Annotated in this window: 12 protein-coding genes; 6 read left to right on the plus strand and 6 right to left on the minus strand. The window is 64.6% G+C overall.

Annotated elements, in window-relative coordinates:
* Positions 1-228: 228 nt before the first annotated feature.
* Together lolB and GYB81_RS01575 are read right to left on the minus strand one after the other, a co-directional pair.
* Entirely contained in the window at positions 229-846 is a 618-nt protein-coding gene (gene lolB / locus GYB81_RS01570; protein WP_178101892.1) for a lipoprotein insertase outer membrane protein LolB, read from the minus strand.
* On the minus strand, positions 843-2570 hold the full coding sequence (locus GYB81_RS01575; protein ID WP_161867338.1) for a tetratricopeptide repeat protein: 1728 nt from the start codon (positions 2568-2570) through the stop codon (positions 843-845). Before GYB81_RS01575 ends, lolB begins: the two co-directional genes overlap by 4 nt.
* Before the next feature lie 209 nt (positions 2571-2779).
* Here GYB81_RS01575 and hemA point away from each other — a divergent pair, with 209 nt between their 5' ends.
* The 6 genes from hemA to GYB81_RS01605 all read left to right on the plus strand — a co-directional run bounded on the left by hemA (position 2780) and on the right by GYB81_RS01605 (position 8479).
* A complete protein-coding gene (gene hemA, locus GYB81_RS01580) occupies positions 2780-4060 on the plus strand; it encodes a glutamyl-tRNA reductase (RefSeq protein WP_161867339.1) in 1281 nt (426 codons plus the stop codon).
* Positions 4057-5139, plus strand: coding sequence for a peptide chain release factor 1 (prfA, locus tag GYB81_RS01585; RefSeq protein WP_161867340.1), 1083 nt, complete (start codon positions 4057-4059; stop codon positions 5137-5139). Before hemA ends, prfA begins: the two co-directional genes overlap by 4 nt.
* Before the next feature lie 274 nt (positions 5140-5413).
* The gene (gene prmC / locus GYB81_RS01590) at positions 5414-6247 is read left to right on the plus strand and encodes a peptide chain release factor N(5)-glutamine methyltransferase (RefSeq protein WP_161867341.1); all 834 of its coding nucleotides are present in this window, start codon (positions 5414-5416) and stop codon (positions 6245-6247) included.
* 4 nt (positions 6248-6251) lie between these two features.
* A complete protein-coding gene (locus GYB81_RS01595; RefSeq protein WP_161867394.1) occupies positions 6252-7001 on the plus strand; it encodes a molybdopterin-synthase adenylyltransferase MoeB in 750 nt (249 codons plus the stop codon).
* A 76-nt stretch (positions 7002-7077) separates the two neighbouring features.
* A complete protein-coding gene (gene murI, locus GYB81_RS01600; RefSeq protein WP_161867342.1) occupies positions 7078-7869 on the plus strand; it encodes a glutamate racemase in 792 nt (263 codons plus the stop codon).
* Between the two features lie 94 nt (positions 7870-7963).
* Entirely contained in the window at positions 7964-8479 is a 516-nt protein-coding gene (locus tag GYB81_RS01605) for an acyloxyacyl hydrolase (RefSeq protein ID WP_161867343.1), read from the plus strand.
* 68 nt (positions 8480-8547) lie between these two features.
* On the opposite strand, the gene GYB81_RS01610 is transcribed toward GYB81_RS01605, so the two are convergent.
* The 4 genes from GYB81_RS01610 to GYB81_RS01625 all read right to left on the minus strand — a co-directional run bounded on the left by GYB81_RS01610 (position 8548) and on the right by GYB81_RS01625 (position 11780).
* Positions 8548-9408: a LysR family transcriptional regulator gene (locus tag GYB81_RS01610; RefSeq protein WP_161867344.1), complete on the minus strand. Its 861-nt coding sequence runs from the start codon at positions 9406-9408 to the stop codon at positions 8548-8550.
* Between the two features lie 113 nt (positions 9409-9521).
* A complete protein-coding gene (locus tag GYB81_RS01615) occupies positions 9522-10655 on the minus strand; it encodes an HPP family protein (protein ID WP_161867345.1) in 1134 nt (377 codons plus the stop codon).
* A gap of 179 nt (positions 10656-10834) precedes the next feature.
* Complete coding sequence (locus GYB81_RS24660) at positions 10835-10975, minus strand: hypothetical protein (protein ID WP_233787462.1); 141 nt, start codon at positions 10973-10975, stop codon at positions 10835-10837.
* A 490-nt stretch (positions 10976-11465) separates the two neighbouring features.
* Positions 11466-11780 carry a YkgJ family cysteine cluster protein gene (locus tag GYB81_RS01625; RefSeq protein WP_161867346.1) on the minus strand — a complete coding sequence of 105 codons (315 nt, stop codon included), beginning with the start codon at positions 11778-11780 and terminating at the stop codon, positions 11466-11468.
* Between the last annotated feature and the right edge of the window lie 24 nt (positions 11781-11804).

An 11804-nucleotide genomic window follows, 5' to 3' on the forward strand; every position in this document is an offset into this window, starting at 1 on the left:
GGATGCAATCCGGGGCTTGGTGGCGATGGTTCGCGGATTTCATCCGGGTGACGGCCGTGTGCGCGAAACCGGTAGGAGCGAGCTCTGCTCGCGAAGCGGTTGGCGCCTTGTCGGGTTGCAGGGGGATTTCGGCGTGGTTGGGGATGGTGCTTTCCATCCGCCAGCTGTGTGCTGTGGAAGGGCTGGGCAAGCTGTCGCGGCTAAAGCCCCTCCCACAGGATAGTGAGCTTATTGCCCCAACTGGCGCGGCTGCCAATCCTTGATCACCAGGGTCACTTCCAGATCCTGGCCGTATAGCTTCATCCGCTCTGGCAGGGCGTAGCCGTTCTGCTCGGTATAGCGCTGGTATTCGACTTTCCAGCCGTCCTGCTCCAGCTGCGCCAGGTGGCTTTCGCCGTCGAGGGTGATGCGGCTGCGGCTTTCCGGGGCGGGCAGGCCGCGAATCCACCAGAGCAGGTTGGAGACTGGCAGATCCAGGCGCAGTTGCTCGTGCAGCAGGGCCTCGGGAGATTCGGCGCGGAAGCGGCCACGGTTGGACACTTCCAGCAGAACGTCACCCGGGCGCCCGGTCAGGCGCGCGGCGCCACCGCCCAGCGGGCCGGACAGGCGGATGTCGTAGTAGTCCTGGCGCTGCAGCCAGAACAGCGTGGCGCTGCCGGAGTCCTGCGGGGCGCGGATGCCGATCTTGCCGTTGATCTGCCAGCCGTCGAGCTGGGTGATCTGCTGTTTGTGGGCTTTCCACTGGGCCGGGTCGCCCTGGCCTTCCAGCGCTTCGTGCGAGGTGAGGCCGGCGCAACCGGCGAGCAGGGCGAGAAGGCTGAATACGAGTAGGTGACGAAGCATCAGGGAGTCTCGGAACCGGTCAGGCGCAACAGCGTGTCACGCAGGATGGGACTATCGGGCGTTTTACGCAGTGCGTCGCGCCAGATGCCACGGGCTTCACGCTGCTTGCCCTGGGCCCAGAGCACTTCGCCGAGGTGGGCAGCGACTTCGTGGTCGGGGAATTTCTCCAAGGCCTGGCGCAGCAGACGTTCGGCCTCGTCGAGATTGCCCAGGCGATAGTTGACCCAGCCGAGGCTGTCGAGAATCGCCGGGTCATTCGGGTTGAGCTGATGCGCCTTGGCGATCAGCTCGCGCGCTTCTTCGTAGCGCGTGGTGCGGTCGGCCAGGGTGTAGCCCAGGGCATTGAGGGCCATGGCATGCTCCGGCTCGCGCTCGATGATGTAACGCAGGTCGGTTTCCAGCTGAGCCAGGTCATCGCGTTTTTCCGCCAGCATGGCGCGGGTGTAGAGCAGGTTGAGGTCGTTGGGGTACTGCTCCAGGCCCTCGTTGATGACCTTCCAGGCCGGCTCGACCTGGCCGCTGTTGCTCAGCCCTTCGGCCTCGATCAGGTACAGCTGGATGGCGTAATCCGGCTGGGCGTCGCGGGCCTGGGCCAGGCGTGCGCTGGCTTCTTCGCTGCGCTGTTGGGAGAACAGCAGTTCGGCCTGGCGCTGCTGGGCTGGCAGGTAGTCGTTGCTCGGACCAACCAGGGCGTATTCCTGCAGGGCGCTGTCGTCGTCGTTCAGCTCTTCGTAGGCGCGGCCGAGGTTGTAATGGGCGGCATCGACATGACTGCGACGTTCGACCAGCTCCTCCAGATAGACGATGGCCTCTTCCCAGGCTTCGGCTTCCAGGCACACCAGGGCCAGGGAGAAACGCAGGTCGTCATCGTTGGGGTTCTCCTGCACCAGCTTGGAGAACTCGCCCTTGGCGTCGTCGAGGCGGTCCTGTTCGACCAGCAGGCGCGCGTAGGTCAGGCGCAGACGTTTGTCATCGGGGTTCTTGCGGATGCCTTTCTGCAGCAACGGCAGGGCCTCGTCGCCACGACCGAGGCTTTGCAGCAGGCGGGCGCGCAGCAGGATCGGCGAAACCTGATCGGCACTTGCGGCACTGTCTTCGAGCAGCGCCAGGGCCTCTTCGGAACGGCCATCCTGTTGCAGGAGAATGGCCTTGCCGAACAGCAGCTGGCTGTTGTCCGGGTTCTTGCTCAGCAGGCGGTCAAAGCCTTGCAGCAGACCGGCACGGGTGTCCGGGTCGGTTTCCGCGGCAGAGAGCGCAAGGAAATCGAAGTGGGTATCACCCTGGCGCTGCAGCACCTGCTCCATGTAGGTCATGGATTCGTCGTAGCGGCCGGCGCGGGCCAGCTGTACGGCGGCGGCGCGTTGCGCATCGATGTTGCCCGGTGCGTTGCTGGCCCAGATCAGCGCGCTGTCCAGGGCAGCCTGTTCGGCGCCAAGGTATTCGGCAATGCGGAAGGCGCGTTCGGCTACGCCGGCATCGCCTGTGCTCTGCGCCTGCTGCACGTAGTTGCCGAGGGCGATGTCGAAGCGGTTGCGCTGCCCGGCCAGCTCGGCGGTGAGCAGGGCGAACAGGGTTTCCTGACTGAACGAGCCGTACTCGCTCGGTTCCAGTTGGGTGGCCTGGTCGGCTTCCTGCACCGGCGGCGTACCGTCCGGCTCGCTGGGGGCGAAGGTTTGGCAGCCGCTGAGGAAGGCGAATGCGGTGAGCAACGCGAGGGGTCTGTTCATAGTGCCTTGTCGTGCGTTATTCCGGGGCGAGGGCCTTGCTGGCTCGTGCCCTGCGACGTTCGCGGCATCATGACACAAGCCTTTGAGCAAGCCCACTGGCCAGCACGATGCGGCGAACCGTCTATTGGGACAATAGGTCGCAGGAGTTGTTCTATCGGGGGCGAAGTAGGACAATTGCCGGCTCCCGTATTGCCCCTCAGCGACTCTGCATGGCCTTTATCGCCCTCGGCATCAACCACAAGACCGCCTCGGTAGAGGTGCGCGAGCGCGTTGCCTTCACCCCTGAGCAACTGGTCGAGGCGCTGCAGCAGCTGTGTCGGCTGACGCCCAGCCGTGAAGCGGCGATCCTCTCCACCTGCAACCGCAGCGAGTTGTACCTGGAGCAGGATCAGCTGAGCAGTGACGACGTGCTGCAGTGGCTGGCCGACTACCACCGCCTGAGCATCGATGAACTGCGTGCCTGCGCCTACGTGCACAGCGAGCAGGACGCGGTGCGCCACATGATGCGCGTGGCCTGCGGTCTCGACTCGATGGTCCTCGGCGAGCCCCAGATTCTCGGTCAGCTCAAGTCCGCCTATGCCGTAGCGCGTGAGGCCGGTACCGTCGGCCCGCTGCTCGGCCGCCTGTTCCAGGCCACCTTCAGCACCGCCAAGACCGTGCGCACCGACACCGCCATCGGCGAGAACCCGGTGTCCGTGGCCTTCGCTGCGGTGAGCCTGGCCAAGCAGATCTTCGCCGACCTGCACCGCAGCCAGGCGCTGCTGATCGGCGCTGGCGAGACCATCAGTCTGGTGGCGCGCCACCTGCATGACCAGGGCATCAAGCGCATCGTCGTCGCCAACCGTACCCTGGAACGTGCCAGCCAGTTGGCTGAGCAGTTCGGGGCGCATGCGGTGCTGCTCTCGGATATTCCCGATGAGCTGGCGCACAGCGACATCGTCATCAGCTCCACGGCCAGCCAGTTGCCGATCCTCGGCAAGGGTGCGGTGGAAAGTGCGCTGAAAAAGCGCAAGCACAAGCCGATCTTCATGGTCGACATCGCCGTGCCGCGCGATATCGAACCGCAGGTGGGCGAGCTGGATGACGTCTACCTCTATACCGTCGATGATCTGCACGAGGTCATCGAGGAAAACCTCAAGAGCCGCCAGGGTGCGGCGCAGGCTGCCGAGGAGCTGATCGCTGCCGGCACCGACGATTTCATGCAGCGCCTGCGCGAGCTGGCCGCAGTCGACGTGCTCAAGGCCTACCGCCAGCAGGCCGAGCGCCTGCGCGACGAGGAGCTGGCCAAGGCCCAGCGCATGCTGGTCAATGGCAGCAATCCCGAGGACGTGCTGGCGCAACTGGCGCGCGGCCTGACCAACAAACTGCTGCACGCGCCCAGCGTGCGCATGAAGAAACTTACCGCCGAGGGGCGCGTCGATGCGCTCAGCCTGGCCCAGGAATTGTTCGCCCTCGACGAGAGCGCGCCGCAGGACAAAGGTCTGCAATGAAAGCTTCACTGTTGAACAAGCTGGATAACCTCAGCGACCGCTTCGAGGAACTGACGGCGCTGCTCGGCGATGCCGAGGTGATTTCCAAGCAGACGCAGTTTCGCGCCTACTCCAGGGAATACGCCGAGATCGAGCCGGTGATCGCCACCTTCCGCGAGCTGCGCAAGGTGCAGAGCGATCTCGAAGGCGCCCAGGCGCTGCTCAAGGAAAGCGACCCGGACCTGCGTGAGATGGCCGAAGAAGAAGTGGCCCAGGCCAAGGAAGCTTTGACCACCCTGGAAGACAAGCTGCAGCGCATGCTGCTGCCCAAGGACCCCAACGACGGCCGCAACGTCTACCTGGAAGTGCGCGCCGGTACCGGCGGCGACGAGGCGGCGATCTTCTCCGGCGATCTGTTCCGCATGTACTCGCGCTACGCCGAGAAGCAGGGTTGGCGCGTCGAGGTGCTGTCGGCCAACGAGGGCGAGCACGGCGGCTTCAAGGAGGTGATCGCCCGCGTCGAGGGTGAGAACGTCTACGCCAAGCTCAAGTTCGAGTCCGGCGCCCATCGCGTGCAGCGCGTGCCGGAAACCGAATCCCAGGGCCGCATCCATACCTCCGCCTGCACCGTGGCGGTGCTGCCGGAGCCGGACGAGCAGGCGGCCATCGAGATCAACCCGGCCGATCTGCGCGTCGATACCTACCGCAGCTCTGGCGCTGGCGGCCAGCACGTCAACACCACCGACTCGGCGATCCGCATCACCCACATTCCCACCGGCACCGTGGTGGAATGCCAGGAAGAGCGCTCGCAGCACAAGAACCGCGCCAAGGCCATGGCCTGGCTGGCGGCCAAACTGCAGGACCAGCAGGAAGCGGCGGCGCACAAGGAAATGTCCGACACGCGCAAGCTGCTGGTCGGCTCGGGCGACCGTTCCGAGCGCATCCGCACCTACAACTTCCCGCAGGGCCGGGTCACCGACCACCGCATCAACCTGACACTGTATTCGCTGAGCGAAGTCATGGCCGGCGGCGTGGAGGCAGTGATCGAGCCCTTGCTGGCCGAGTACCAGGCCGACCAGCTGGCGGCGCTGGGGGACTAAAAAGCGGCTGCAGGCCACAGGCTAAAAGCCGTAGCCCGGATGCAATCCGGGAAGAGCTGACAGCAAGCGCCAACGTAGCGCCTAACAGTCCCCTCTCCCCTCGGGGAGAGGGTTAGGGAGAGGGGGGCGCAACGACACACCCTCTCCCCCGACCCCCGCTCTGCGTCCCAGCCCCTCGCAGAGCCCAGGGCGCTTGAGCGGGCGAAGTGATGCTTCGCTATCTCCGCTCAAGCGCCGCAAGCGGGAGAGGGGAGAAAAGCAGTCAGGATGAACCATGGCCACCATCGAATCTCTGCTCGACAACGCCGATCTGCCCGACTCGCCCACGCCGCGGCTGGACGCCGAGCTGCTGCTTGCCGCCGCGCTGAACAAGCCGCGCAGCTACCTGCGTACCTGGCCGGAGCGCGAGCTGGATGACGAGCAGCTGGCGCTGTTCCAGGCGAATCTAATGCGTCGCTGTCAAGGCGAGCCGGTGGCCTATATCCTCGGCCTCCAGGGTTTCTGGAGTCTGGAACTGGAGGTGGCGCCGCATACCCTGATCCCGCGCCCGGACACCGAACTGCTGGTGGAAACCGCTCTTGCTCTGCTGCCGGCTGCACCCTTGACCATGCTGGATCTCGGCACCGGTACCGGCGCCATCGCCCTGGCCCTGGCCAGCGAGCGGCCGGCCTGGCGGGTGACCGGGGTGGATCGTGTCGAGGAGGCCGTGGCGCTGGCCGAGCGCAATCGCCAGCGCCTGCAACTGGACAATGCTGCGTTCATGCTCAGCCATTGGTTCTCTGCCCTGAGCGGGCAGCGTTATGGCCTGATCCTGAGCAATCCGCCCTATATCCGCGCCGACGACCAGCACCTCGTGCAGGGCGACGTGCGCTTCGAACCAAGCAGCGCGCTGGTAGCTGGTTGCGACGGGCTGGACGATATTCGTGCGATCATCCAGGCCGCGCCGCAGCACCTGCTATCCGGTGGCTGGCTGCTGCTGGAGCATGGCTTCGACCAGGCCGAGGCGGTGCGCGGGCTACTGGCCGCCGCCGGCTTCGCCGAGGTGCATAGCCGGCGTGACCTGGGCGGCCATGAGCGCATCAGTCTGGGACGTTTCGACCATGAGTGACGATATGCTGAGCGATGACGAGCTGCTGCGCTACAGCCGGCAGATTCTGCTGAAACAGATCGATGTGGACGGCCAGTTGCGCCTGAAACAGGGCCGCGTGCTGATCGTCGGCATGGGCGGGCTGGGCTCGCCGGTGGCTCTGTACCTTGCTGCCGCCGGCGTCGGTGAACTGCACCTGGCCGACTTCGACACGGTGGACCTGACCAACCTGCAGCGGCAGATCGCCCACGACACCGCCAGCATTGGCCAGGCCAAGGTGGATTCGGCCATCGTGCGTCTGGCGGCGATCAATCCGCAGATCAAACTGGTGCCGCATCGCCAGGCGCTGGATGCCGACTCGCTGGCTGCCGCAGTGAGCAGTGTCGACCTGGTGCTGGACTGCTCGGACAATTTCTCTACCCGCGAGGCGGTCAATGCCGCTTGCGTCGCAGCCGGCAAGCCGCTGGTGTCCGGTGCGGCGATCCGCCTGGAAGGGCAGCTGTCGGTGTTCGATCCGCGCAATGCCGCCAGCCCCTGTTACCACTGCCTGTACGGCCACGGCAGCGAGGCCGAGCTGACCTGCAGCGAGGCCGGCGTGGTCGGCCCGTTGGTGGGCCTGGTGGGCAGCCTGCAGGCGCTGGAGGCGCTCAAGCTGCTGGCCGGTTTCGGCGAGCCGCTGGTCGGTCGCCTGTTGCTGATCGATGCACTGGGTACGCGCTTTCGCGAACTACGGGTCAAACGCGACCCGGCCTGCGAGGTGTGCGGTGGGCGTTAAGGACCGTAGGAGCGAGCTCTGCTCGCGAATGTCGCCGCAGCCTCAAGACGCTTCGCGAGCAGAGCTCGCTCCTACAATGAGCCGGTCACAGGCGCCGGTTGGCGTTTTCGATTCCGGCGTCGGCGGTCTGTCGGTGCTGCGCGAGATTCGCCAGCTGCTGCCCAACGAGTCGCTGCTCTACGTGGCCGACAGCGGCCATGTGCCCTACGGCGAGAAGAGCGCGGAGTACATTCGCGAGCGCTGCGTGCTGATCACCGAGCACCTGCTGGCGCAGGGCGCCAAAGCCCTGGTGCTGGCCTGCAATACGGCGACGGCGGCAGCTGCTGGAGAACTACGCGAACGTTATCCGGATTTGCCCATCGTCGGTATGGAGCCTGCGGTTAAACCGGCGGCAGCGGCGACCCGCAGCGGCGTGGTCGGTGTGCTGGCGACCACCGGTACGCTCAAGAGCGCGCGGTTCGCTGCGCTGCTCGATCGCTTCGCCAATGATGTGCGGGTGATCACCCAGCCTTGCCCGGGGCTGGTGGAATGCATCGAGGCCGGCGAGCTGCAGGCGCCGGCCACCCGTGAACTGCTGCAAGGTTATGTGGCGCCGCTGCTGGCAGAGGGCTGCGATACCTTGATTCTCGGTTGCACCCACTATCCCTTCCTGCGCCCGCTGCTCGCTGAGCTGGTGCCGGCATCGGTGAGCCTGATCGACACCGGTGCTGCGGTGGCGCGCCAGCTGCAGCGCCTGCTCGCTCACCACGATCTGCTGGCCACTCAGCCTGCCCTGTCAACGCGTTACTGGAGCAGTGGAGAAGCCTCGCAACTTTGCCGAGTATTGCCGATTTTGTTGGGTGAACAGGCCAAGGTTCATTCGATTTAGTGAATCTTTTTCAAATTGCGCTTTCATTGACACTAGATGTTTCTATATTTTGTTACAGGCCTGATAAAACCTCTCGCTATTAAAGGAATGACTCATGAAGAAGTTGTGTGCCTTTGCTGCAGCTACGGCCCTCTCGTTCGGAACCATGGGCGCTGCGCAGGCTGCGGATGTAACCGCGGCTATTGGTCAGAGTGGCGATTCCACCATGGTTTACCGTTTGGGCGCGCAGTGGGACTGGAACCATAGCTGGCTGGAAAGCAGCTACGGTCGTCTGACGGGTTACTGGGACCTGGGCTACACCTACTGGGACGGCGACGACACGGCGAGCAACCACAGCCTCTCCTTCGCTCCGGTGTTCGTTTACGAATTCGCCGGGCAGAATGTGCGCCCCTATATCGAAGCCGGTATCGGCGTTGCCGCGTTCTCCAGCACCGAGCTGGAAAGCAACGATCTGGGCTCTTCCTTCCAGTTCGAGGACCGCATCGGCGTAGGCCTGCGTTTCGCCGGGCAGGAAATCGGCCTGCGTGCGATCCATTATTCCAACGCCGGTCTGAAGAAGCCGAACGATGGCGCCGAAGCCTACACCGTGCATTACCGCATGAGCTTCTAAGCGGTCATCGACGTCGCCATAAAGAAATCGCCCCTCTGTACGAGGGGCGATTTCGTTTCAGATGGCGTTCAGATCATCGGGTCCCAGCGCTGCGACCAGTCGGTGTCTTCGGCGATGATCTCGCGCAGCAGATCGAACGACTGCTGCAGCACTGCCGAGTCGCGTTCCCGGGAATACACCAGGTAGGTCGGGTAGCTGAACTCCGGCGCGCGAGGCACGCGTTTGAGCACCTTCTTGTCCAGGTAGCTCTGCACCACCCGCGTGCGGAAGTAGCCAGAGCCACCGTGTTCGAGGATGTACTGCAGGGCCAGCGGGCCGAGGTTGAAGGACACCGGCGCCTTGGCCCGATCCGGTAGCGCGCTGTCGTGCTGCAGGCGGAAGGCCTCGCCCCAATCGACGTACACGTAGGGTTCGGGATTCTTCGCGCGCACCAGGATCAGCTTTTCTTCCAGCAACTGCTCCACCTGCATGCCCGGCCAGTAGTTGGGCTGATACACCAGGGCGGCATCCAGCACGCCCAGCTCCAGCTGACGCAGCAGCTCCTGGCCGTCGCCGATATGGGTGTGCACGGCGTAGTGGTCGATGTTGGCGCGGATGCGGCTGACCCAGCGCAGCATCAGCGGGTTGCACAGGCTGACTTCGCCGCCGACGTGGACCACGTTGTTATAGCCGTCCGGCAGGGGCAGGTCGCGCTGCGCCGCCTCCCAGGTTTGCAATATCTGGTTGGCATAGGCGACGAAGGCTTCGCCGTCGGCAGTCAGCTTGGCCCCGGCTCGGTTGCGTACGAACAGCGTGCAGTTGAGGTGACCTTCAAGCTTTTGGATGCGCGCCGTGACGGCTGTCTGGGTAATGTGCAGGCGTTCGGCGGCGGCGATGAAGCTGCCGCTGCGAACGATTTCCAGAAAGGTGCGAGTCAGATCGATGTCCATGTCGTGGCGGGGCTCAGCAAGCGGGCAGACGCGCAGTGTAAGGGCTGCTCTGGCACTTTTCGATGCGCAGCCGCATTACGCCGTCACGAGCTGCGTCACTACAGATCGTCGTTTCAATCGAAGTGGGCCAGCAGATCTCGTTGCAACGCGGCGATCACGTCGGTCTGGGTGATGATCCCCACCAGCTTTTCGTTCTCCAGCACCGGCAGGCAGTGCAGACCGCGGTCGGACAACACGCCGATCAGGTCGACCACGTGCGTATCGACATCGGTGCAGCGCACCGGGCTGCTCATCAACTCGCCCAGGCGCGGGCGAGGGCGCCGCCTGAACAGGCCGAAGCGCCTGGCCGGCCGGCGATGTATGGGAGCAATCAGGTCGCTGAGGCTGACGATGCCGACCAGTCGCTGGTTGTGGTCAAGGATCGGCAGCGCCTTGAGGTGGTGGTGGCGCAGCAGGTGCAGGCCCTGTTTGATGCTGGTGCCCGGCGTGGCGCAGACCAGGTCGCGTGACATCACCTGGCCGGCGCGTATGTCGCCCATGCTGCGACGCAGCGCATGGCGCTCGGTGCTTTTCACGATCATGGCCAGGTCTTCGCGAGTCACGTCGACGAAGGCGCCGAGTTCATCGAGCGCCTGGTCGAGGTCGGTATCGCGAATGCCCACACGCTCGCCGGGCAACGGGTCGCGGGTATGGTGGGCATCGGCGGGAGGGGGGGGCTGGCGCGGGTAGCGCATGCCGGTGAGGTTGTTGTAGATCAGCGCGCTGCTCAGCAGGCCCAGCGCGGCCATCACCGCCGTCACGGCCGGGTGCCAGGCGGGTATTCCCGGCGCCACCGGCGCGAACACCACGCAGAAGGCGATGGCGCCACCCGGCGGGTGCAGACAGCGCAGCGGGCACATCAGCAACAGGCTCAGGCTTATGGCCAGGGCTGCGCCGATCAGGCTGTGATCGAGCCAGTGGCCGACCAGCAAACCAACCAGCGTGGCGCACAGATAGCTGCCGAGTATCGACCAGGGCTGCGCCAGCGCGCCCGAAGAGACGGCGAACAGCAGCACCGCAGAGGCGGCCAGCGGGCCGGAGAAATGCACGGCCAGCTGCAGGCCGAAGAGCTGGCTGCATAGCCAGGTGCTGAAGGCAAAACCGATGCAGGCACCGAGTGCCGCGCGCAGCCATTCTCGTGGGCGGGTGTGCGCAGCGTCGGGGATAAAGGCGATGCACCATTGGTACAGGCGTGATGATGTGTTCATGGTTTCCGGTAGAAAAAAGTGGGCTCTTCACTGCTGAAAAGCCCATAGGGTGCCGCAGGCGGCACTTCTGGACGCCCGTCCATGGGCGGAGCATCAAACGAGAAGGTGCTCTCCGGTCGTATTGCCGGGTTTTTCGCGTGGCTGCGTGGTGATCTCCCACGGCCGGCCCGCTGCATGCCTCATGCGCGCCGCCGCCTCCGGCGGGCGGCAAAGGGCTGCAGGCTGGCCTGGTCGAGCGTCGACGGAGTGCGACCGCTCAGCCAGCAACCGAGCAGGCAACCCAGCGTGGCGAGGACCTGCAGAATCAGGGCGTCAGGCATGGGCTGCGGCTCCACCAGCCTGGGGCGAGAGCCCCGACATGTCATGGCCGATGGCCCGGTCGGCGTAAGGGGAAAGCGCGTTGACCGTCCTGAGGGCCATTTCACGGCGCAGGGCGGTGAGGGTGAAACGGCGAACGATCTCGTAGGGGTGAGAGTGGGGGCAGTCGCAAGGGCAGCCATCATCATTCCGTCTTGCTGAGAATTCAGGCGTGCTCTCCTGTCGCTCGGAGTGGCCGTCGGTGGGGCACGTCAGGTCCGTAAGGGAGAGCCCCGAAAGTGTGCGCGACGGTTATGAATTCGACTAATTAATAATAAATTCAGTTTTGTTCTATTTTTTTGATATCAACCCGTGAGGTGCGTATGAGTAACGCACTGGATTGGTGCTGGCGCACTGAAATGGCTCGGTTTTGAGCCAGGGAATTCCTCGCCGTCGCCGGTGATGTATTTATAGAAATGCACTTATTCAGCATTAAAATTCATACATAAAATGTTACTGACTGTAGGCGGTGGCGATGCCGCGGCGTTCTTCCAGGCATTCGGCGGCGCCGAGTTCGAACTCACGGCAGATCAGCGGGCGCTGTGCGTAGATGGTGCAGCGCATGGTGTCGCGATCAAGCGCTATGCACCAGCCATCGTCCAGGCGGCGCATGACTTCGCCGCCCCAGTCGTCGGTCTCGATGTAGCGTTGGGGCACCCCGGTGTCGCCAATCAGCATCACTTCCAGCTGGCAGCAGCAGGCCGCGCAGGTGCTGCAACTGACGGTGGGGGCGGTCGGCAGTTGGGTGTGGGGGATGGTCTCGCTCATGGCGCGGCAGTGTACGCCATGCTG

This window comes from Pseudomonas yangonensis (assembly GCF_009932725.1).
Lineage (GTDB): Bacteria > Pseudomonadota > Gammaproteobacteria > Pseudomonadales > Pseudomonadaceae > Aquipseudomonas > Aquipseudomonas yangonensis.

Coding starts and splice junctions, on each gene's coding strand:
- GYB81_RS01575 (WP_161867338.1), bottom strand. CDS start 2,570: ATGAACAGACCCCTCGCGTTGCTCACCGCATTCGCCTTCCTCAGCGGC.
- hemA (WP_161867339.1), top strand. CDS start 2,780: ATGGCCTTTATCGCCCTCGGCATCAACCACAAGACCGCCTCGGTAGAG.
- prfA (WP_161867340.1), top strand. CDS start 4,057: ATGAAAGCTTCACTGTTGAACAAGCTGGATAACCTCAGCGACCGCTTC.
- prmC (WP_161867341.1), top strand. CDS start 5,414: ATGGCCACCATCGAATCTCTGCTCGACAACGCCGATCTGCCCGACTCG.
- GYB81_RS01595 (WP_161867394.1), top strand. CDS start 6,252: ATGCTGAGCGATGACGAGCTGCTGCGCTACAGCCGGCAGATTCTGCTG.
- murI (WP_161867342.1), top strand. CDS start 7,078: ATGAGCCGGTCACAGGCGCCGGTTGGCGTTTTCGATTCCGGCGTCGGC.
- GYB81_RS01605 (WP_161867343.1), top strand. CDS start 7,964: ATGAAGAAGTTGTGTGCCTTTGCTGCAGCTACGGCCCTCTCGTTCGGA.
- GYB81_RS01610 (WP_161867344.1), bottom strand. CDS start 9,408: ATGGACATCGATCTGACTCGCACCTTTCTGGAAATCGTTCGCAGCGGC.
- GYB81_RS01615 (WP_161867345.1), bottom strand. CDS start 10,655: ATGAACACATCATCACGCCTGTACCAATGGTGCATCGCCTTTATCCCC.
- GYB81_RS24660 (WP_233787462.1), bottom strand. CDS start 10,975: ATGCCTGACGCCCTGATTCTGCAGGTCCTCGCCACGCTGGGTTGCCTG.
- GYB81_RS01625 (WP_161867346.1), bottom strand. CDS start 11,780: ATGAGCGAGACCATCCCCCACACCCAACTGCCGACCGCCCCCACCGTC.